The organism is Bacillus sp. GW821-FHT01G09 (assembly GCF_059422205.1).
In genome coordinates this window covers 1-20,697 of the sequence record NZ_JBWKWL010000001.1, presented here as the reverse complement: position 1 = coordinate 20,697, position 20,697 = coordinate 1, and the positions used below count along the sequence as shown (strand labels likewise).

Sequence of the window (20,697 nt, the reverse complement as noted above, 5' to 3'; positions counted from 1 at the left end):
TAAAGGGAGAGAGCCGTATGACCATAAAAGCCAATTATGACAGTGCAAAACAGGCATATGAAAAATGGGGAATTGATGTTGAAGAGGCGCTTCGGCAATTAGAGCAAGTGCCCATTTCGATCCACTGCTGGCAGGGTGACGACATTGGAGGCTTTGAAGTAAATAAGGGCGAGCTTTCAGGCGGAATTGACGTGACCGGCAATTATCCCGGAAAAGCGCAAACTCCTGAAGAATTAAGAAGAGATTTGGAGAAGGCTCTTTCTCTCATTCCTGGAAAGCACCGCGTAAACCTGCATGCGATATACGCAGAAACAAACAGGGAAGCGGTAGAACGTGACGAATTGAAGCCGCAGCATTTTGAAAACTGGGTGAAATGGGCAAAAAACCTTGGTCTCGGTTTAGATTTTAATCCGACCTTGTTTTCGCATGAGAAAGCGGCTGACGGACTCACCCTTTCACACCCTGATCCGGACATCAGAGAATTTTGGATCAGGCATTGCATCGCTTGCCGCCGTATCGGGGAATACTTCGGGAAAGAATTGGGAACACCTTGCTTGACGAATATTTGGATTCCCGACGGCTATAAGGATATCCCGAGTGATAGGCTGACACCGCGTAAAAGACTAAAAGAATCACTGGATCGGATCTTCGCAGAGGAGATCAGTGAACAACACAATCTTGATTCAATCGAGAGCAAGCTGTTCGGGCTTGGCTCCGAATCATATGTTGTCGGATCTCATGAATTTTATTTAGCTTATGCTTTGACGAATCATAAGCTTTGTTTACTTGATACAGGCCATTTCCATCCGACTGAGACAGTATCAAACAAGATCTCGTCCATGCTGCTTTACACAGACAAGCTTGCCTTGCACGTATCTCGGCTTGTTCGTTGGGATAGCGACCATGTAGTGGTTTTGGATGATGAATTGAGAGAAATCGCTCTTGAAATTGTACGAAATCAGGCTCTTGAGAAGGTCGCCATCGGTCTGGATTTTTTCGATGCCAGCATTAACCGTGTAGCCGCCTGGACCATCGGAACGAGAAATATGATCAAAGCTTTATTGTATGCCTTGCTTCTCCCGAACGGCTATTTAAAACAATTGCAGGAAGAGGGCCGCTATACAGAAAGGCTGGCCCTGATGGAGGAATTCAAAACATATCCTTTCGGAGCCATCTGGGATTCCTACTGTGAGCAAATGGGCGTTCCGGTAAAAGAGGCATGGCTTCATGACATCAAAGAATATGAGCAACAGGTGCTTTTAAAAAGGAAGGCATCTTCTCCGATTGCCTAATAAAAAATCCGCCGCGGCATTTGCACGCGTGCGGATTTTTTTAAGCTTGATCAGCAGGGTATATAATTCCCATTTGCTTTCTTGCTTCTTCCATAATTTTTGCAGTGGTCAAAGACCGTTCAAATGTATTTTCTTCAGATTCCAGCTTATTCTCTTTTATGAGCGTGACAAATTCTTCTGCTTCATAGAACATCGCCGGTTTAGGATCAGGAATCGCAATGTTTTCAAGGCGGCCGTCCCGGTAGCGGATTTCAACACGTTCAGGCCGGTGAATCGTATCGATTACAATCGTCCCGTCTTCACCCTGGATTTCCGCCGGGGCATAGGAAGTAGAGATTTTGGAATGCATCAGAACAGCTTCGAACCCGTCGTAAGACAGAATGACAGTTCCCTCTCCATCCACTCCGGAAGATAAAACATATCCGTTTGCTTTTACATCCTTCGGCGCGCCAAACAACACAACAGCCGGATAAATACAATAGACGCCAATATCCATTAATGACCCATTGGAAAGCTCAGGCTGAAACGCATTCAAAACAGTTCCGCTTCTGAACGCGTCATATCGTGAGGAATACTGGCAGTAGCTTGCGGTAAATCTGCGGACAGTGCCGATTTTATGCAGGTGTTTTTTCAGCTCTTTGAAATTCGGCAGGAAAGTGGTCTTCATTGCTTCCATGAGAACAACGCCGTTTGCCTTAGCCGCTGAGATCATCTCTTCTGTTTCTTTTGTATTCGAAGCAAACGGCTTCTCACAAAGCACATGCTTGCCATGGTTCATAAAGAGAACGGCTTGTTCCTTGTGAAGAGCGTTCGGGCTGGCTATGTATACGGCATCAAAGCAATCGCTCGCCGCCATTTCCTGAAGGTCTGAGAAGGCATGCGCAGCGTTGTGTTTAGCAGCAAACTCGCCAGCGCGTTCAGCCGATCTTGAATAAACAGCAGTCAGCTGAAAATCTTCGATATCCGCTGCTGACTCAAGAAAGCGGTCTGTAATCCAGTTGGTTCCTATTATTGCAAAACGTATCACTCGTATCGCTCCTTTTGTATGATATAGCTAAATTATAGCTTAAAAAGAACAAAATCACATGATAGATATAAATAGAATGTTAAAACCGTGAAAGCTTTTCCAGCAATTAACGGTTTTTATTTTTCATTATAGGGACGATAGTGTACAATTTAATTAAACTATGTATGACGGAGGAACGATAGTGGAGACGTTGCAAACATGGAGCGGCAGATTCAAGCGATTCTTCTTGGACAATAAGTTTGTTTTATTTTTGCTTGTGCTGCTGCTGATTGGTTTAAATATTCTAGTATTTACAAAAACATCATTTATTTTCACCCCGATTATTGTTTTGCTCAAAACGATATCACTTCCGATTATTTTGACAGGCATTGTTTTTTATCTGTTAAACCCGGTCGTCGATTTCCTTGAGAGAAGAAGAATAAGAAGAATCTATTCTATTTTACTGTTGTATCTATTGATTATCGGGCTGATCACGATCACAATCGTGTCGATCATTCCCTTCTTAAAAGAACAAATTATGAGTTTAATCGACAACATCCCAAGATATGTGGATATCGTTGAAAATCAGACGAAACAGCTGATCGGCAGCAACTTCGTCAATCAGGCCCAGCAAACGACGAACATCAATATATCTGATCTCGCAACAAAGGTTTCAGATCAGGCAGCGACAATTGTGAACAGTACCTTTACCGGCGTTGGGAATTTTATCGGCGCCCTGACTGAGATTATCATTTCAATCGTTACGGTTCCGTTTATCCTTTTCTATTTGTTAAAGGACGGAAAAAAATTGCCGGTCTACATACTGAAGTTTGTTCCGACGCAATTGAAAGAACAGACATACACAGTCTTAAGCGAAATGAATCATCGGTTAAGCTCTTATATCAGAGGCCAGATCATTGTCAGCTTCTGTATCGGGTTTTTGCTGTTTATCGGTTATTTGATTATCGGGCTGGATTATGCTTCATTGCTAGCCGTCATTGCGGCTTGTACTAGCATCGTTCCATATTTAGGGCCAACGATTGCCATTACGCCTGCGATTATCATTGCCATAGTGACATCGCCGCTTATGCTGCTTAAATTGGTGATCGTTTGGACCATTGTTCAGCTGATTGAAGGGAAGCTGATCTCTCCGCAAATTATGGGAAAAAACCTTCACATCCACCCTATCACAATTATTTTTCTGCTGTTAACAGCTGGCAAACTGTTTGGCGTTGTTGGAATCATTCTTGCCATTCCGGGCTATGCAGTTGCTAAAGTCATTACGACACATTTATTTGACTGGTTTAAAATGCGGTCACATTTATACGACGAAGAAAAAAATGAAAATACGCCGGGTCATAAAGTGTGATTTTCGTTTATAGTTATATAAGACGGGCTTTCCATTTATGGAAAGCTCCCGTTATGTAAAAAAATAAATGTCTAATGGGGAGAATCAAAATCATGACTCTATGGGAATTGTTTGTAGCCGCCATTTTAGGAATCGTAGAAGGATTAACAGAGTACGCGCCGGTTTCTTCGACAGGACATATGATTATAGTAGACGACATCTGGCTTAAATCAAGTAATCTGATGTCAGAAGAAGCTGCTAACTCATTCAAGGTGGTTATTCAGCTAGGCTCCATTTTAGCAGTAGCTATCGTGTTTAAAGACCGAATTTTAAACTTACTCGGCTTGAAAAAAAATATCACAAGCGACCAGGAGCAGGGACATAAATTAAGCATTGCCCAAATTGCCGTCGGACTCGTGCCTGCAGCTGTTCTCGGCTTTTTGTTTGAAGATTACATTGATGAATATTTATTTTCCGTTAAAACTGTGGCCATCGGTTTAATTGCCGGGGCAATCCTCATGCTTTTTGCTGACTGGGTCAATAAGCGGAAAACAGCGACAGACACACTTGACCGCATTTCCTATAAACAGGCGATAGCCGTCGGCTTATTCCAATGTCTTGCCCTTTGGCCGGGTTTCTCGCGTTCGGGTTCAACCATTTCCGGCGGTGTTATTCTCGGATTAAACCACCGAGCTGCAGCCGACTTTACGTTTATTATGGCGATGCCGATCATGATGGGAGCCAGCTTTCTAAGCCTCGTGAAGCATTGGGACAGCTTAAGCTCGGATCTGATGCCATTTTTCATCGTCGGCTTTATCTGTGCCTTTGTTGTCGCACTGTTTGTCGTCCGTTTCTTCTTAAGGCTGATTAACAAAATCAAACTTGTCCCATTTGCAATCTATCGAATTATTCTCGGTGTGATTTTACTTTTGATCATGATGTAAGTCGAAAATAAGGCTCTTTTACGAGCCTTATTTTTTCTGTCAATTCAAGAGGAAACAGCTTGTTTTTCAAAATAAAATCATCTATAATAAACATGACGTTACATACGGGGCCATAGCTCAGCTGGGAGAGCGCTACGCTGGCAGCGTAGAGGTCAGGGGTTCGAGCCCCCTTGGCTCCATACCTTTAAACCCTTATTCTATAAGGGTTTTTTTGTTTTGAGGAAAAGGTTTCATTCTCTGAATCCTCCAGTTGAGCGAAGTCAAAGTGAGCAGTTTATCTGTCAATCATGAATTTTCCAATACCTCCTTTTGTTCCTCAAAGACCGTCATGTCTTCCAAAGGAGGGGAGTAGACATGAAGAGACACCATTCGTTCGGATGTTGGATTGGACATTTTGTGAATTAAACCTTTGGTTGAAATAAGGCATTCTCCTTCGTGGACAAAGTATGAATTGGAGAGTTCTGCGTGTTCGCCGGTTGAACGATAAATAGAATTAAGAAGCTTTCCTTCTAACACCATTGCACAACCAATGGATTGACCATGATCGTGTACTGTTGTCTCCTTGTTTGGCGGAATGTTAATCACGATAATTTCTAATTCATTATTTCGATAGATGGCATTTCGGCCGTAAGCGTACTGGTCTGGTTCCTTAATATACGGTTGACTCAATTTTGCTGCGTTTGGAATTTGTTTTAAAGACGTTGCTAAATCTTTAACCGATGGATTTTTCAAGCCGCTAAAAATGTCTTGGATACACTCATACAGTTCCATTCGTTTTTGCCTCCCGGAATATTTAGAATTTCCTTACATTGGTATTTCATAGGTTAATTCATGGTATTTACCCATATACAATTTAGAGGCGGCAAACGCCCAGTGAACACAAAAAAATGTGCGGCCAAAATGTTGTCTTATCACCAACTTATTCGAGTTTATTAGTTGGAATAGTGGATTGAAAGGATTAAAACGGCCTGCTTTAATTCGCTTGAGGGAACGAGCAGGGCTCCATAAGTGCAGTTCTAGGCCCCTTGGCTCCAAAACACAATATCGGGGAAAAGCTTTCAAGCTTTCTATGTTGTGCTTGAAATTTACTCCATTGACAAAACACAATCGATTTGAAATAATATTTGATTATATGCTCATTCATTCACATAATTATAATAAAATAATATCATTTCCCCTGAAAGGGATAATATTAGAATGAAAGCTAATGGTATGCAAAATCTATTAGCTTCTTTTGTTTTCAAAAAATGATGTGTTTCGCATGTATTCATATAGGAAGGAATGACAACATGAAGACAAAACACTATTGGGTGATTTCTTTGCTCGCCGTCTTAGCGGTCGGGCCGGGATTGATGTCTAACACGGCATTGTCGTCAGTTCAAGGCCTTGTTCAGAAAGCGGTTGGAACAAGTGTCTTCACATCAGTAAATCCGATATTGATCGGCAATATGGCCTTTGCCTTATTAGTTCCGACAGGACCGCTTCTGAGGAAAAAATTCGGTGCGCGTCCCGTCTATCTGGCTTCATTACCTGTTTTTATACTAGGCTCACTGCTCATCGCATGTTCAGGCGATATTGCATGGATGGCGGCAGGGCGCTTTTTACAGGGGGCGGCAACAGGCATCATGCTGATGATTATGATTCCAATGCTTGTACTGTCATTCCCGATTGAACGCAGGAACTATGCACTGTTTGTGCTGATCGGGGGATTCTATGGTTCTGTTATCATCGGCACAATCCTCGGAACCATTGCAACAAGCTGCGGGCATTGGAGATGGCTGTTTTTCATCTTTGGCACCTTGTCCCTGATCGGTGTCGCGGTGAGCTATTTCTTTCTCCATGACGAACATCACGGAGCGGCGGATCAAGAACAGCCGCTTGATCGTGCGGGAATTCTTTTATCTGTTTTCCTTGCCGCAGCCTCAGCGGTTTCATTCATTTTTCTGCAAAAATGGGGGCTGTCATCGGGTTATGTATGGATTGGTTTCGGGGTGACGTTATGTTTGCTCATTGGTCTATTGATTGTGGAATATAAAGTGAAAAACCCATTCATATCTATTAAACTGATGCTGCTGCCAAAACCGGTGCTTGGCTTATTGATCATAGCTGCAGGGACGATAACGGTAGCTGTCAGCCTGTCTGCTTTTCAAGGCTTGCTCCGTCAAATGTATGATATTTCTCAGGAGCATCTCATTCTTTTAAACTTGACTCTTTTAATCGGAGTGGCGATCGCGGCCATTTTGAGCGCTCTGTTTTATGATAAAGTCGGACCAGGGATGCTCGGTATTATCGGCGGACTCATTCTCGTCTTTGTGAATTTTCAATGGCTGCATATGCAGGATCGATCATCTCTTTATATGTTCGCGGCACTGTTTATCATGCTTGCAGCGGGAACAGGCCTGACAGTCGCCGCAGGGCTGATGGGAGCTGCCATGGGAGGCCCGCTGCCTGATTTGGTCAAGAGAATGACAGCTGTTCAGTTTTTAAGATTGTTTGTCTATATGGGAGTTCCTATTCTCATCGGCTTTTTCACGAAAAAAGATGCTGCCAGACAAAGCGGTTCGGTACAGGATTCTATGATGACTGCTTATCATGATCTCTTCTTCATTTCTTTTATCCTTAGCGTGCTGCTCGTCTGCCTGTCATTTTGTATGAATGCCACTGGAATGGGGCACAAGCTGGCACATAAACCACATGATAAAGCGAAAACAGCTCCGGAAAAACCGGCCGTTTCAGCAGAAGGTTTGTCGAAGGCAACTGTCAAATCATATAAAGTAATAAATGATACGGAATATCGTAATGCACTCAGAAATTTACAAAAATAGAAACATGGTAAAAACCTTTTCATTGAGCGAAAAGGTTTTTATTTTGCAATCTTTTCCCAACTTTATCCCTAAAGAATTGAAAAATATTAGAAGTGCAAGTAAAATTCTAAAAGGTAGATTCTTTTACATTCGTAATCTTTTAATTCGAAGGAAGGTTTTCATGGCCCGTAAAAAACTTAAAAAACGTAAACTCTTGATTTCACTATTTTTCATTGTATCGATTCCGCTAGCTCTGTTTGTTTTAGCGACAACTTTATCAAAACCGATTGAAACATCCAAAGAAACTGAAGAAATCGATGAACAGCAAGTATTTATAGACAGTCTGTCCGGACATGCCCAAATTTTGTATGAAAAATACCATGTTCTCCCCAGCATCACAATTGCTCAGGCCATTCTCGAATCGGACTGGGGGAACAGTGAACTGGCTGCTAAGGCCAACAACCTTTTTGGCGTAAAAGGGAATTATAAAGGCCATCATGTCACGATGGAAACGGACGAAGTTGAAAAAGGGAAAAGAAAAACCATTCGCGCGAAGTTTCGAAAATACAGCACATTTTTTGAATCTATGGATGATCACGCCCAATTGTTCGTCCGTGGCACATCGTGGAATAAAAAGAAGTATAAACCGGTGCTTGAGGCAGGGAATTATAAGGAAGCGGCAACCGCCCTGCAAACATCAGGATATGCTACAGATCCTGACTATGCTGACAAAATCAGCGCTATTGTGGAAAAATACGATTTAGATGAGTACGATGAGGTAAATCCATCCCTCAAGTCTGTGGATTTAAACGCCTCTATTAAAGACAGTGCCGTTCAAGACGTATGGTCCAAGCCCTCTACTGATGATCGGTCCATAAGGCTTACCTCTGCCCAATCTTATGTCGGCAAAGACATAAAGGTTGTGTCTAGAAAACAGAAAGGCCAGTCTGTATGGTACCAATTCCAAATCAATGATAAACTTATCGGCTGGATTGATGATTCAGCTGTTGAAATAAAGGAGGCAACCTAAGCCCTTTTTACTGGTATTTTTAATTCTTTGTTCCATTACGGGGAATTTGAGGTATAATATTCCACGGAAGTTATCACTTTTTAACTATGCTTTCGGGAGGGAACAAAGGTGCAGAAATATAGACGCAGAAACACGGTTGCCTTTACAGTATTAGCTTATTTTACTTTTTTTGCGGGAGTATTTTTGTTTAGTATCGGACTCTATAATGCTGATAACCTGGAACTCAATGAAAAAGGTTATTACATCGCTGTTATGATACTTGTAGCAGTTGGTGCGATTCTTACACAAAAAGTGACCCGTGATAATGCGGAGGATAACGAAATCATCGCGGAACAGGAAAAAAGACAAAATCAATCTCATATCGAATCATAAAAAAATCCGGCGACTGCACGCCGGATTTTTTTGATATCACCCTGTAAACACTTCGCCATCAGGGTAACGGATATTTGATTGCTCTGTTTTTGCGAATGAAAACACGAACGTTAAAGGACCAATTCTTCCGATAAACATGATGACAATAATGATACACTTGCCAGCTGTTGTCAGTTCAGGAGTAAGCCCCATCGTAAGGCCGACAGTTCCGAATGCGGAAAAGGTTTCAAACACAATTTGAAGAAATGGCGCTTGTTCTGTGATCGTCAGGGCAAAAATCCCTAAAAATACGATGAACAAACTGGTGACGCTCACAGCTAAAGCTTTAATGATAATCGGATATTTGATGGAACGGCGGAAAATAACCGTTTCTTTTTTACCTTTCAAGTAAGCAATAACAGATGTTAAAATCACGATGAACGTAGTCAGCTTAATGCCGCTCGCCGTTGATGCGCTTCCTGCTCCGATAAACATCAATAATAAAGTAAATACAATTGTTCCTTCTCTCATGCTTCCAAAATCTAGAGAATTGAAGCCTGCGGTTCTCGGCGTCACTGCCTGAAAATAGGACGCCCACAGTTTATCCACTATATGCAGGTGGCCGAGCGTGCCAGGGTTGCTGTATTCTAAAATAAAGATCGCAAGCATAGCAATCGCATTCAACATCAGCGTTCCTGTAAGCATGAGCTTTGTATGTAAAGAAAAAGCTTTAAAACGCCGATTTTTCATCACATCAAACAGAACCGTAAATCCGATCCCTCCTGTAATAAATAAGAAAGTAATCACGAGGTTTACTGTAGGATCGCCAACGTAGCTCATCAAATTATCAGGCCACAACGAAAACCCGGCATTGTTAAAAGCAGATATTGCGTGAAACAAACTTGCAAACAAGCCGGATGACCAGCCGTACTGAGGTACAAGCCGGATGGATAAAATGAGTGCTGCTATCAATTCAATACTGATTGAAAACAGAAACAGGACTTTGACAAGGCCAATGACACCGCCGATTGTCGGCTGGTTTAAGGCTTCCTGGACGAGCATTCGTTCTTTTAAGCCGATTTTTTTTCCTAATATCATGACGATCAAGACCGCAAATGTCATAAATCCAAGCCCGCCAATCTGAATCAGCCCCATAATAACTGTTTGCCCGAATACCGTAAATTGAGTACCGGTATCGACAACAGCAAGCCCTGTAACAGTTGTAGCGGAAGCCGCAGTAAAAAGAGCATCTATCCATGACAATGGCTTCGTAGTGGAAATCGGAAGCATTAATAGGACAGCCCCGATGATAATGGTAAGGAAAAAACCAATGGCAAGCACTTGAGGCGGTGTAAACCGAACCCATTTGATCACTTTATCCTTTTGAAGTGTCACCTTTGTCTACATCCCTTCGTTTTCAAAACGTTTAATATCCTTTTTGTGGCCCATGATCACCAGGCAATCTTGCTCGTGAATGATGTCTTCAGGCGCGGGGGAAAGACAGATATCTCCATGATGTTTAATGGCCAGGATCGTGCAGCCGTACTTTGCTCTTACATTCAGGTCAATAATCGATTTTGAATCAAGCTTGCGCGTAGCCAGCAGCTCGACAATACTGTATTCATCAGATAGATCAATGTAATTCAAAACATTTTCGTCTGAAAGGCTTTGTGCGATTTTAACCCCCATATCTTTTTCAGGATGAATAATGCGGTCAGCGCCGATTTTTTCAAGCACCTTGTGATGATAATAGTTTTGAGCCTTTACCCAAATATTTGGAATATCAAGCTCCTTTAATAATAGGGTGGTCAGCGTACTCGCTTGAATATTTGCTCCGATGGCAACAATCACATATTCAAAATTGCGTATTCCTAATGAAAGCAATTCGTTTTCTTCGGTGGCGTTGGCAATTACCGCATGAGTGGCGTAAGAAGCATATGCATTGACCTTTTCTTCGTTGATATCAACCGCAAGGACCTCATGCCCCATTCTATGAAGTTCTTTACAAATGCTGCCGCCAAACCGGCCCAGACCGATCACGGCAAATTGCTTATTTTTAATTCTTCCCAATGTTCATATCTCCCTTAGTGAATTAACGTTTCTGAAGCAAAAAAGACCATTGCAAAGAATGGCCAAATAATAGACCTCCTCTCTGTATACGCCTACGAGGTTAGCTGTCGGATTAGGGATTCAGAGTACCCCCTCTTACTTAGTAAGATTCACCCCAAGGCTGTTAATAAAACAGCCAATCGTTGGTTCCCCCGTTCGTGTTTGATTAAGCGGTAAAAGAGACTGTATGAAATTGAACACTCAAGAATTTACTCCTGTTTCTAGTGTTTGTCAATTTAAATTTTAAACCAGAAAAAAGATAACGGGGATTAGAGAAAAAGGGGAGGGTAAAACACAAAAAAAGACCGGCGTTAACCGGTCTTTTACATTAGTTGCAACCGCAAGGCTGAGTCGGAGGAGTGCTGCGCTTAGCCACGTCAATGCTGGCTTCTGCGTAAAATTTATTTCCGATGCTTAATGATTTATTCTCTGCACGGAAAGTATATGTACCAGCGGCAGGAAGTGTTTTGTTATTCAGTTTTAATTTGAATTCGCCAGCTCCTAACAAATCAAGTGCCAAAGGAACTCTTACTGTTTTCCCGTTATTGAGGATCTGTGTTGTACGCAAGGCATTTCCGTTCAATGTGTCTTTCGTGTTTGCAGTAAATCCGCTTGGCAATGTAAACTCCATAACGCCAAGGCTGAGAAGCGTGTTTGGACGGTAAGTCAATTCGATATCTGAGAAAGACCATTCCGTTTTGCTGGCGCCAGTGATTGTTGCGAACAATGAAGCTGTAGACTGTGTTCTCATAGTAGATTCAGTATGAGCTTTAGTTGATGTAGATTCAGCCGCGAAAGAAGCTGTAGGTGCAGAAACGAGTAACCCGAGACTTAATGCACTAATTGCCAAAGAAGATAATAATTTGCGTTTCATAACAAAATTCCCCCTAAAAAATGATAAATTAAACAGGCCTGCCCGCTTTTCACCTCCTCTGAAAGGCCAAATACAAATTTTACCTACATAAAATTACCATCAAATATTTTGGAAGTAAATGGGGTGTTTTTCCCGTATTTTTCAAATTTGTAGTAGTTACATCAAAAAAACGCCTGCTTTCCCAGGCGTTTTCTGCTTTACTTTGTTTCGATCGGTATAAATTTAAAAATTTCTCCGGTCTGCACCGATTCAGCAAGCCGTTTCAGCCAGTCATAGTAAGCTTTAGAGCTTTCCAGCTGATCATATAACTGCAGTGCTTCATTTTTGATATCCTCATCGAGATCTTCCTTGCATAAAACCTTTTGTAAATCAGCTTGAGCTTCCTCGATCGCTGCTACATTCACTTGAACCTCCCGCTCCCATTTAGGTGGAAAGAAATTTGTGAAAAATTTAAAGAAATCCTTCTCAGCCACAAATGTATGCTTACGGATGCCCCGGTGAAATGTTTTTTTCACTACATTTAAGTCTTGAAGCTTTTTGACGCCTGTGCTCATGCTTGGTTTGCTCATTTGCAACTCCTCACGCATTTCGTCAAGCGTCATCTCATCCCTCATATACATCGTCCCATATAAAATCCCGACACTGCGGGTAATTCCGTAAAGATCCATCGTTTCAGCAATGGAGTCAACAACAAGATCCCGAGCCTGTTCTATAGCTGCAAATTCTGGATTTTCATCCATACTGACCCTCTTTTCCTTTAGAAAATTAAATTCGTTAAGTTATTTCTTTATGTTCTTTATCTTAACGAAACATGAGAAAAAGTCAAAAAGAAAAATCAAAATGGGACTTTGACAGTTTAAAAACCATATGTTAGATTAAGGTTGTTAAAAACATTAAATTTTTATTTAACAAACTTTATTTACGTCAAGGAGGCTTATATGAGTCAAACATTATTCATTGACGGAGAATGGATCAGTGCCGAAAAAGAACAGATCCGCAGTATTATCAATCCATTTAATCAAGAAGAAATTGCAACTGTAAGCGAGGGAGGGCGAGAGGATGCCATCAAAGCAATCGCAGCCGCGCGCAGAGCATTTGACAAAGGAGAATGGTCATCGCTATCCGGGCTTGAACGTGGGAAAATTGTTCTGAAAATTGCGGAATTAATCAGACGCGATCTTGAGGAGCTGGCTGAGCTTGAATCTCTTGATACAGGAAAAACACTCGAAGAAAGCAAGGCCGATATGGACGATATCGCCAATGTTTTTCAATATTACGCCGGCTTGGCAGACAAAGATGGCGGAGAGATCATTTCATCTCCGATTCCTGATTCAGAAAGCAAAATTATTAGGGAGCCAATCGGGGTTTGCGGCCAGATCACTCCATGGAATTATCCGCTCCTTCAAGCGAGCTGGAAAATCGCCCCTGCACTGGCTGCAGGAAACACAATCGTCATGAAGCCGAGTGAGATTACGCCGCTGACGACAATCAAAGTCTTTAAGCTGATGGAAGAAGCCGGTGTTCCAAAAGGTGTCGCAAATCTTGTTCTTGGACCGGGAGCCACAGTGGGCGACGAGCTTGCCGTAAACAAAGACGTCGATTTGATTTCGTTTACGGGCGGAATTGAAACAGGCAAAAAAATCATGCGGGCGGCAAGCGGAAACGTCAAAAAAATCGCCCTTGAACTTGGCGGGAAAAACCCAAATATTGTTTTCAAGGACGCGGATTTAGAAGTTGCGGTTGATCAGGCCTTAAACGCTGTATTTTTCCACGCCGGCCAAGTATGCTCTGCAGGTTCCCGCTTGCTTGTTGAGGACGCCATTCATGATCAATTTTTGGCGGAGCTGGTCAAACGGGCAAAACGCATAAAACTCGGAAACGGTTTTCATGCTGAGACAGAAAGCGGTCCGCTTATTTCGGCGGAGCACAGGGCAAAGGTAGAAAAATATGTAGAGATCGGATTAGAGGAAGGCGCGAAGCTGGAGACAGGAGGCAAACGCCCGGAAGATCCTGCGCTTCAAAACGGCTTTTTCTATGAGCCTACTATTTTCTCAAACTGTAATTCTGACATGAGAATCATTCAGGAAGAGGTTTTCGGTCCTGTATTGACAGTCGAAACCTTCAGCTCTGAAGAAGAGGTAATCGAGCTTGCGAATGATACCATCTATGGCTTGGCTGGAGCGGTATGGTCAAAAGATATTGAAAAGTGCGAACGGGTAGCAGCCCGCTTGAGAATGGGAACCGTTTGGATCAACGATTTTCATCCGTACTTTGCACAAGCGCCATGGGGCGGATATAAGCAATCCGGGTTCGGACGCGAGCTTGGAAAAATAGGCCTTGAAGAATACACAGAAGTCAAACATGTATACCGTAATACAAAACCGGCAGCGGTTAACTGGTTCAATTCATAAGAGGGGGAGATTGATGATGACATTAAACATGAAGGTAGAAAGCATGCAGAAATTCCACACATTTGAAATTCCGACTGTGATTAAGCATGGAATCGGAGCCATCAAGCATACGGGTGAGGAAGTAGCTGCACTGGGCGTTTCAAAAGCGCTCCTTGTCACAGACCCTGGGATTTATAAAGCCGGTGTTGCTGATCCCGTAATCGAATCACTTAAAGAAGCAGGCATTGAAGTGGTGCTCTTTAATAAAGTTGAGCCAAACCCGCCTGTCCGTCTGGTGAATGAAGGATCTGAGCTTTACAAAAAAGAGAACTGTAATGGTTTGGTGGCAGTCGGAGGCGGAAGCTCCATGGATACAGCAAAAGCAATCGGAGTAGAAGCGACTCACGAAGGAAGCGTGCTTGATTATGAAGCGGCAGATGGGAAAAAACCGCTGGAAAACCGCATTCCTCCGCTGACGACAATTCCCACTACAGCTGGAACAGGATCAGAAGTAACCCAATGGGCGGTTATCACAGATGAAGAAAGAGAATTCAAATTCAACACGGGCGGTCCGCTGATTGCAGCGCACTTGACAATCATTGATCCTGAGCTTCATGTTTCAATGCCTCCGCATGTAACAGCTATGACGGGAATTGATGCGCTCGCCCATGCCATTGAGTGCTATACAATGAAATTTGCACAGCCAATCACGGATGCGGTTGCCTTAATGGCGATTGAGTATGCCGCTCATTACATCAAGAGGGCATTTGCTGATGGAGAGGATCTGGAAGCAAGGTACGGAATGGCGCAGGCTGCGATGCTTGCCGGTCTTTCTTACGGAAGTGAATCAGCGGGCGCTGCTCATGCGATGAGCCAAACGCTTGGCGGTATTATCCCAGTCGCTCACGGCCAATGTGTAGCGGCGATGATGGGCCCTGTCATGGAATACAACTGGAAGGGCTATCCTGAGAAGTTTGCGCGTATTGCGAAAGCGTTCGGTATTGATACAAGCAAGATGACAACAGAAGAAGCTGCGAAAGCATCTGTCAATTGGATGTATGATCTGGTCGAAGATTTAGAAGTGCCGACTTTAGAAGAGCAGGGAGTATCACCTGATATGATCGAACGCTTGTCTAAAGAAGCAATGAAAGATCCGCAAACCTTCGGAAACCCTAGAGATTTAAATGAAAAAGCATACAACTGGATCTACAAACGCTGCTTTAACCTTACGCCTAAAACGGTATAATCAAAATCCCGCTCCTTTACAGAGCGGGATTTTTTGGGATAATGAAGCATAGGTGGAAATTTTAGATAAGAAGGAAGGTGCCAGCTGATGTGGAAGCGTATGACTGCAAAAGCGGAAGGCTTATATATCGCAGATACAGAAAGCTTCGTAACAAAGCAAATGGACAAGCTTGATATTGATTATGGCGGCATCCCCGGCGACTTGCATTTTGGCCTGACCAAAAAAGCGGGAGCCAGAGAACCAATGTTTTCAAGAGGGACTGAAATTTTCAACCGCAGACAAATTTCAATTGTTTCAATAGAGGAATGCAACGAAATCGCTTTAAAAATGGGAGTGCCGAGGATTTTGCCGGAATGGCTCGGGGCGAATGTGGCAGTCAGCGGTATGCCAGATCTTACTTCATTAAAAGAAGGAAGCCGGATTATTTTTCCGAGCGGAGCGGCTCTGCTGTGTGAGGGCGAAAATGATCCGTGTATCCAGCCGGGAGAAGTCATTCAGTCTTATTATCCGGACCAACCGAAGCTGGCGCCGGCTTTCGTCCGCCACGCACTGGGCATTAGAGGGATTGTCTGTATTGTGGAGAGACCTGGTGCTGTTTACACAGGTGATGAAATAGAAGTTCATTCCTATCAGCGAAAAGTTAAACGAAAAGCAGAAAGGGTCTGATTAAATCAGGCCCTTTCTATCTTTTCTTTAATTTCTTTCATTTGGCTGAGGTGCCGTTTTTCATGATGGCCGATAAAATCGATCCACTGTCTGACAGTCAGCTCTTGAAACACAGGATGCGGAAGCACTCTTTCAAAATCTTCTTCTTTCAGAGAGGCAATCGCAGCAGTCAGCTGCTCTCTTACCACATCAAGCTCACGTTTCATTTGGCTGCCTGAAATAAAATCATGCGCAGGCTCAAGATGACTCGGGGCTTTCCGTTTATTATTTCTGTCCTGTGCTACTTCAAGCGGTTTTTCTTCAATTTCTTTAATCGGAGCGTCCTTTACACGTTCCTTCAACATTTTTTGTGCGGTCATATCGATTTTTTTCAAATGGTCAAGAACTTCCCGTATGCTCCATTCTTCAGCAGAAGGCTTTTGATTCAGCTTTTCGTCAGAAAGTCCTTTCAATTCGTTCCACGTTTCTAATCTGGCTTCATTAAAGATACTCATCATATCTCCTCCTAAAATGACATTACCATATATATAAGCAATTATCATTTATAAAGCACTTCAAATGGGTTATTTGTCTTAAAATTTTGAAACTTTTCCCGTGGTGTCTCGTATAAATGGTAACGGCAGCCGTTCATCAATGCATTGATGAAGAAAGGATGAGGAAATTGGAGTTATTTGGAGTACCTATACAAACAATGTATCTTTATACGCTTATTATTGCGGGCAGCCTTACGCTGTTATTCCTGTTTTTCGGAGATGTATTTGCAGGGCTGCCAGAAGGCATTCCGTTTCTTAATCCGACATTAGTGCTCTCATTTTTCACATGTTTTTCAGCGGGCGGATATATAGGTGAACTCGTATTGCCTCTGTCAAGCTTGCTGATTGCGCTTTTATCTTGCATCCTTTCAATCATGCTGGTGGTATTGCTTCACATTTTTGTACTGGTGCCATTATCATCTGCAGAAGAATCATTGGCATATAGAGAAGATGATCTCAGAGGAAGACTCGGTAAAGTGATTACAGCTGTTCCGGTTGACGGGTTTGGTGAAGTGGTCATAGAAGGGATAGGCGGCACCATTTCAAAGTCAGCAGTCAGTTTTGATAATCAGCAGATCAGTTACGGGAAAACGGTGTTAGTCGTAGATATTAACAACGGAGTTCTTTCGGTTACTCCGCATGAACCCATTTAACATACAAGGAGGAATTTGATATGACAATGCCGATTATAATGATCATCGGAGTTGTATTCTTTTTATTAATTGCACTAATAGCTGTGTTTATTACGAAGTATCGTACAGCAGGGCCTGATGAAGCGTTAATTGTAACAGGGAGCTATCTGGGCAATAAAAATGTTCATGTCGATGAAGGCGGCAACCGTATTAAAATCGTCCGCGGCGGAGGAACCTTTGTCCTTCCCGTCTTCCAGCAGGCAGAGCCGCTAAGCTTATTATCAAGCAAACTCGATGTTTCGACACCTGAAGTCTATACAGAACAAGGAGTGCCAGTAATGGCCGATGGAACTGCGATTATTAAAATCGGCGGTTCTATAGGAGAAATCGCTACAGCGGCCGAACAATTTTTAGGGAAATCAAAAGACGACCGTGAGCAGGAAGCGCGGGAGGTTTTAGAAGGCCACCTTCGTTCCATTCTCGGCTCAATGACAGTAGAAGAAATCTATAAAAACAGAGAAAAATTCTCTCAAGAGGTGCAGCGTGTCGCTTCACAGGATCTCGCGAAAATGGGGCTTGTAATCGTCTCGTTTACCATTAAAGATGTTCGTGATAAAAACGGTTATCTTGAATCATTAGGGAAACCGAGAATTGCCCAAGTAAAACGCGATGCTGATATCGCAACAGCAGAGGCTGATAAAGAAACCCGAATTAAGCGGGCAGAAGCCGATAAAGACGCAAAAAAATCAGAACTTGAACGGGCGACGGAAATCGCTGAAGCTGAAAAACTCAATCAGCTCAAAATGGCTGAATTCCGCAGAGAACAAGATACGGCAAAAGCGAATGCCGACCAAGCATATGATTTAGAGACTGCCAGAGCGCGCCAGCAAGTCACAGAGCAGGAAATGCAGGTTAAAATTATCGAACGCCAAAAACAAATAGAGCTAGAAGAAAAAGAAATTCTTCGCCGTGAACGTCAATACGACTCAGAGGTAAAGAAAAAAGCCGATGCAGACCGTTATTCTGTTGAGCAGTCCGCAGCAGCTGAGAAAGCCAAACAGCTCGCGGAAGCCGATGCCAAGAAGTACAGTATTGAAGCAATGGCAAAGGCTGAGGCGGAAAAAGTAAGAATTGACGGGCTAGCAAAAGCAGAAGCAGAAAAAGCGAAAGGAGAGACAGAGGCAGAGGTTATCCGCCTGAAAGGTCTTGCAGAAGCGGAAGCAAAAGAGAAAATTGCGGCTGCCTTTGAACAGTACGGGCAGGCGGCGATTTTCGATATGATTGTCAAAATGCTTCCGGAATACGCGAAACAAGCAGCCGCACCTCTTTCAAATATTGATAAAATCACCGTTGTCGATACAGGAGGAAGCGGTGAATCAAGCGGAGCAAACAAAGTAACCAGCTATGCGACGAACTTAATGTCAAGTCTGCAAGAAAGTTTAAAAGCATCCTCGGGAATCGATGTAAAAGAAATGCTTGAGAACTTTTCAGGAAAAGGAAACGTAAAACAAAGCATCAATGAATTAACAAATGAAATCAAAGAAGCCAAAACGGTCCAAAAATCAGAGTAAGGAAAGGACAGAACCGTATGGTAACTGTACGTGAAGCGAAGTTAGAGGATATAAAGGGCATTGCAAAAGTGCATGTAGACAGCTGGAGGACAACATACCACGAAACTATCCCGATTGATTATTTAAACAGCCTGAACTATAAGGAATTTGAAGACAAATGGAAAAGTCGCTCGTTAAAGGGAGTATTTGTTGCTCAGGACGAAATGGGTTCAGTATTCGGCTTTGCTTCATTTGGACCTATTCGCTCTGAACAAGAAGGCTATGACGGCGAGTTATACGCTATTTATCTTCTGGAAGAGCGCCAGCGGCAAGGTGCAGGCAGGGCGCTCTTAGCAAAAGGAGCGGAGTTTTTGCTTCAACATGGTTTTTCAAGTATGTTTGTTTGGGTTATTGAGCAGAATCCCTCGATTATATTTTATCAGGCCTATTCACCTGAAAGAGTAGCGGAGGACAACTTTGAAATTGCCGGAGTAAGGCTGAAAGAAGTAGGTCTTGGCTGGCCGGATCTTTCAGCTTTAAAAACGCTTCTTAACAGATAACGAAAAATCCCCCAGCGGAATTCGCTGGGGGATTGTTATTTTTACGCTTTGTCACTTTTAAGCAAACGGGGTGCTGTCATAAATAATAAACATAGGACAATTGCACAAATAATGAATGAAGGAACCATGTAAGTCGCATTATAAGTTAAAGAATAAATCCATACCGGTGTTCCTTTTGGAGCAAAGCTGCCGAAAAACACAGCTCCTGAAATGACATGCGCGGCATAGCGCAGCAAACTGCCGATAAAAACTGCGCTGACCACTGAAACAATCAATTTCCCTTTTGTTTTTGATACAGCGGCTTTACGGACTGAAGAAGCGAAACAGCCGCTTATGCCGATTGCTGCGAAAGCGACAATGTAATCTAACAATAGCTGTACAGGATGTTGAGCAAACAAGTTTCCGATTGCTATTTGTACTAGACCTGTCAACAAACCTGTAGTAAGACCTGCTTTGACACCCCAGCGAAACGAAATTAAAAAGATCGGAATCATCATGATGGAGACCGAGCCTCCTTGAGGCATGCTAAGAAACATTCCTGAGACAATGTCTAAAATAACGGCTGCCGCTGTCATAATGGCAATTTCAATAAGGCGAACCAGTTGCTTAGATTGATTCATATCTATCTCCTTCCATTGACAGACAACCAAAAGGACAACAAAAAAGCAGCACGCGGAAGGATGAGAAAAGTTCCACGCACTGCTTTACGATCTGCAATTCATTTGACTTTGCCACATCCCTACGCCAGCGTTAACTAACAGGTTCAAAGGGTCAGAACGAAACCGCTCACTCTCAGCTTTAATGCTCCCCTTGTGGTCATCAGTATTTAGTTCGTTTCTACTATACAAGAAAACGAAAAAAACAACAAGATCACATGACTGATGTATATGTTCTTTTAAGAAAGTTATATGATACACACGCTTTAGAAATCATGGCGAGGATTATAGTTTATTTGTTTTATAGATTTTTTTAAAAAAACTATTGCAATAAATAAATACAGGTGTTATATTATTAAACGTCGCTGATGCACAGCGGACACAAACTAGATGCTTCAAAACAACTTGAAAAAGTTATTGACAAAAAAGAAGCTGAATGTTATATTAGTAAAGCTGCTTCATTGAGAAGTAACGAAATGATCTTTGAAAACTAAACAAGACAAAACGTACCTGTTAATTCAGTTTTAAAAAATCGCACAGCGATGTGCGTAGTCAGTCAAACTAGGGCCTGCACGACGCAGGTTACACAGGTGTCGCCGCAGGATGCGGTGAACTTAACCTGTGATCCATTTATCGGAGAGTTTGATCCTGGCTCAGGACGAACGCTGGCGGCGTGCCTAATACATGCAAGTCGAGCGGACAGATG

General features: G+C 42.8%; 20 protein-coding genes, 1 tRNA gene, 1 rRNA gene and 2 riboswitches. Of the genes, 14 read left to right on the top strand and 8 right to left on the bottom strand.

The annotated features are described in order from the left end of the window. Positions 1–17: 17 nt before the first annotated feature. Positions 18–1,292 carry an L-rhamnose isomerase gene (rhaA, locus tag AC07VD_RS00110; protein ID WP_494721623.1) on the top strand — a complete coding sequence of 425 codons (1,275 nt, stop codon included), beginning with the start codon at positions 18–20 and terminating at the stop codon, positions 1,290–1,292. 40 nt (positions 1,293–1,332) lie between these two features. On the opposite strand, the gene iolU is transcribed toward rhaA, so the two are convergent. Continuing rightward, positions 1,333–2,319 carry a scyllo-inositol 2-dehydrogenase gene (gene iolU / locus AC07VD_RS00105; RefSeq protein ID WP_134154305.1) on the bottom strand — a complete coding sequence of 329 codons (987 nt, stop codon included), beginning with the start codon at positions 2,317–2,319 and terminating at the stop codon, positions 1,333–1,335. A 181-nt stretch (positions 2,320–2,500) separates the two neighbouring features. Between iolU and AC07VD_RS00100 the strand changes: the two genes are divergently transcribed. The 3 genes from AC07VD_RS00100 to AC07VD_RS00090 all read left to right on the top strand — a co-directional run bounded on the left by AC07VD_RS00100 (position 2,501) and on the right by AC07VD_RS00090 (position 4,769). After that, a complete protein-coding gene (locus AC07VD_RS00100) occupies positions 2,501–3,667 on the top strand; it encodes an AI-2E family transporter (protein ID WP_024571881.1) in 1,167 nt (388 codons plus the stop codon). 92 nt (positions 3,668–3,759) lie between these two features. After that, positions 3,760–4,590: an undecaprenyl-diphosphate phosphatase gene (locus AC07VD_RS00095; protein ID WP_014477785.1), complete on the top strand. Its 831-nt coding sequence runs from the start codon at positions 3,760–3,762 to the stop codon at positions 4,588–4,590. A gap of 106 nt (positions 4,591–4,696) precedes the next feature. Then, a tRNA-Ala gene (locus AC07VD_RS00090) sits at positions 4,697–4,769 on the top strand. 106 nt (positions 4,770–4,875) lie between these two features. Here AC07VD_RS00090 and cdoA read toward each other — a convergent pair. Continuing rightward, positions 4,876–5,361 carry a cysteine dioxygenase gene (cdoA, locus tag AC07VD_RS00085; protein WP_024571879.1) on the bottom strand — a complete coding sequence of 162 codons (486 nt, stop codon included), beginning with the start codon at positions 5,359–5,361 and terminating at the stop codon, positions 4,876–4,878. Positions 5,362–5,879: 518 nt separating this feature from the next. Here cdoA and AC07VD_RS00080 point away from each other — a divergent pair. The 3 genes from AC07VD_RS00080 (at position 5,880) to AC07VD_RS00070 (ending at position 8,796) form a co-directional block, all read left to right on the top strand. Then, positions 5,880–7,415: an MFS transporter gene (locus tag AC07VD_RS00080; RefSeq protein ID WP_124058959.1), complete on the top strand. Its 1,536-nt coding sequence runs from the start codon at positions 5,880–5,882 to the stop codon at positions 7,413–7,415. Positions 7,416–7,575: 160 nt separating this feature from the next. After that, on the top strand, positions 7,576–8,424 hold the full coding sequence (gene lytG / locus AC07VD_RS00075) for an exo-glucosaminidase LytG (protein WP_031315317.1): 849 nt from the start codon (positions 7,576–7,578) through the stop codon (positions 8,422–8,424). A 108-nt stretch (positions 8,425–8,532) separates the two neighbouring features. Continuing rightward, positions 8,533–8,796, top strand: a complete 264-nt coding sequence (locus AC07VD_RS00070) for a YiaA/YiaB family inner membrane protein (protein ID WP_003222348.1) — start codon at positions 8,533–8,535, stop codon at positions 8,794–8,796. 36 nt (positions 8,797–8,832) lie between these two features. Here the strand turns inward: AC07VD_RS00070 and ktrB are convergent, their stop codons facing one another. From ktrB to gbsR, 4 genes are all read right to left on the bottom strand, one after another. Continuing rightward, a complete protein-coding gene (gene ktrB, locus AC07VD_RS00065; protein ID WP_494721624.1) occupies positions 8,833–10,170 on the bottom strand; it encodes a Ktr system potassium transporter KtrB in 1,338 nt (445 codons plus the stop codon). Positions 10,171–10,176: 6 nt separating this feature from the next. Continuing rightward, positions 10,177–10,845, bottom strand: a complete 669-nt coding sequence (ktrA, locus tag AC07VD_RS00060; protein WP_003228942.1) for a potassium uptake protein KtrA — start codon at positions 10,843–10,845, stop codon at positions 10,177–10,179. Positions 10,846–10,918: 73 nt separating this feature from the next. Continuing rightward, a riboswitch (cyclic di-AMP (ydaO/yuaA leader) is annotated at positions 10,919–11,067 on the bottom strand. A gap of 145 nt (positions 11,068–11,212) precedes the next feature. Next, complete coding sequence (bslA, locus tag AC07VD_RS00055) at positions 11,213–11,758, bottom strand: biofilm surface layer hydrophobin BslA (RefSeq protein WP_003243556.1); 546 nt, start codon at positions 11,756–11,758, stop codon at positions 11,213–11,215. 197 nt (positions 11,759–11,955) lie between these two features. After that, entirely contained in the window at positions 11,956–12,498 is a 543-nt protein-coding gene (gene gbsR, locus AC07VD_RS00050; RefSeq protein ID WP_494721625.1) for a transcriptional regulator GbsR, read from the bottom strand. 198 nt (positions 12,499–12,696) lie between these two features. Between gbsR and betB the strand changes: the two genes are divergently transcribed. From betB to AC07VD_RS00035, 3 genes are all read left to right on the top strand, one after another. Further along, positions 12,697–14,169, top strand: coding sequence for a betaine-aldehyde dehydrogenase (gene betB / locus AC07VD_RS00045; RefSeq protein WP_494721626.1), 1,473 nt, complete (start codon positions 12,697–12,699; stop codon positions 14,167–14,169). A 16-nt stretch (positions 14,170–14,185) separates the two neighbouring features. Next, complete coding sequence (gene gbsB, locus AC07VD_RS00040) at positions 14,186–15,394, top strand: choline dehydrogenase (RefSeq protein WP_003243227.1); 1,209 nt, start codon at positions 14,186–14,188, stop codon at positions 15,392–15,394. Between the two features lie 87 nt (positions 15,395–15,481). Beyond that, positions 15,482–16,060, top strand: coding sequence for an MOSC domain-containing protein (locus tag AC07VD_RS00035; protein ID WP_326248676.1), 579 nt, complete (start codon positions 15,482–15,484; stop codon positions 16,058–16,060). 5 nt (positions 16,061–16,065) lie between these two features. Here AC07VD_RS00035 and AC07VD_RS00030 read toward each other — a convergent pair whose 3' ends face one another. Next, on the bottom strand, positions 16,066–16,554 hold the full coding sequence (locus tag AC07VD_RS00030; protein WP_003242867.1) for a DinB family protein: 489 nt from the start codon (positions 16,552–16,554) through the stop codon (positions 16,066–16,068). A 167-nt stretch (positions 16,555–16,721) separates the two neighbouring features. Here AC07VD_RS00030 and AC07VD_RS00025 point away from each other — a divergent pair, with 167 nt between their 5' ends. From AC07VD_RS00025 to AC07VD_RS00015, 3 genes are read left to right on the top strand one after another with little or no spacing between them, the layout of a single operon-like run. Next, the gene (locus tag AC07VD_RS00025; protein ID WP_326248677.1) at positions 16,722–17,246 is read left to right on the top strand and encodes an NfeD family membrane protein; all 525 of its coding nucleotides are present in this window, start codon (positions 16,722–16,724) and stop codon (positions 17,244–17,246) included. 20 nt (positions 17,247–17,266) lie between these two features. Further along, entirely contained in the window at positions 17,267–18,796 is a 1,530-nt protein-coding gene (gene floT / locus AC07VD_RS00020; protein WP_014480656.1) for a flotillin lipid rafts scaffold protein FloT, read from the top strand. Between the two features lie 17 nt (positions 18,797–18,813). Beyond that, the gene (locus AC07VD_RS00015) at positions 18,814–19,335 is read left to right on the top strand and encodes a GNAT family N-acetyltransferase (protein WP_015714591.1); all 522 of its coding nucleotides are present in this window, start codon (positions 18,814–18,816) and stop codon (positions 19,333–19,335) included. Between the two features lie 41 nt (positions 19,336–19,376). Here AC07VD_RS00015 and thiT read toward each other — a convergent pair whose 3' ends face one another. Continuing rightward, complete coding sequence (gene thiT, locus AC07VD_RS00010; protein ID WP_003228966.1) at positions 19,377–19,955, bottom strand: energy-coupled thiamine transporter ThiT; 579 nt, start codon at positions 19,953–19,955, stop codon at positions 19,377–19,379. A 99-nt stretch (positions 19,956–20,054) separates the two neighbouring features. Next, a riboswitch (TPP riboswitch) is annotated at positions 20,055–20,156 on the bottom strand. A gap of 465 nt (positions 20,157–20,621) precedes the next feature. Between thiT and AC07VD_RS00005 the strand changes: the two genes are divergently transcribed. Next, positions 20,622–20,697, top strand: a 16S ribosomal RNA gene (locus AC07VD_RS00005); the annotation flags it as partial.

Coding starts and splice junctions, on each gene's coding strand:
- rhaA (WP_494721623.1), top strand. CDS start 18: ATGACCATAAAAGCCAATTATGACAGTGCAAAACAGGCATATGAAAAA.
- AC07VD_RS00095 (WP_014477785.1), top strand. CDS start 3,760: ATGACTCTATGGGAATTGTTTGTAGCCGCCATTTTAGGAATCGTAGAA.
- cdoA (WP_024571879.1), bottom strand. CDS start 5,361: ATGGAACTGTATGAGTGTATCCAAGACATTTTTAGCGGCTTGAAAAAT.
- AC07VD_RS00080 (WP_124058959.1), top strand. CDS start 5,880: ATGAAGACAAAACACTATTGGGTGATTTCTTTGCTCGCCGTCTTAGCG.
- lytG (WP_031315317.1), top strand. CDS start 7,576: ATGGCCCGTAAAAAACTTAAAAAACGTAAACTCTTGATTTCACTATTT.
- bslA (WP_003243556.1), bottom strand. CDS start 11,758: ATGAAACGCAAATTATTATCTTCTTTGGCAATTAGTGCATTAAGTCTC.
- gbsR (WP_494721625.1), bottom strand. CDS start 12,498: ATGGATGAAAATCCAGAATTTGCAGCTATAGAACAGGCTCGGGATCTT.
- betB (WP_494721626.1), top strand. CDS start 12,697: ATGAGTCAAACATTATTCATTGACGGAGAATGGATCAGTGCCGAAAAA.
- gbsB (WP_003243227.1), top strand. CDS start 14,186: ATGACATTAAACATGAAGGTAGAAAGCATGCAGAAATTCCACACATTT.
- AC07VD_RS00035 (WP_326248676.1), top strand. CDS start 15,482: ATGTGGAAGCGTATGACTGCAAAAGCGGAAGGCTTATATATCGCAGAT.
- AC07VD_RS00030 (WP_003242867.1), bottom strand. CDS start 16,554: ATGAGTATCTTTAATGAAGCCAGATTAGAAACGTGGAACGAATTGAAA.
- floT (WP_014480656.1), top strand. CDS start 17,267: ATGACAATGCCGATTATAATGATCATCGGAGTTGTATTCTTTTTATTA.
- AC07VD_RS00015 (WP_015714591.1), top strand. CDS start 18,814: ATGGTAACTGTACGTGAAGCGAAGTTAGAGGATATAAAGGGCATTGCA.
- thiT (WP_003228966.1), bottom strand. CDS start 19,955: ATGAATCAATCTAAGCAACTGGTTCGCCTTATTGAAATTGCCATTATG.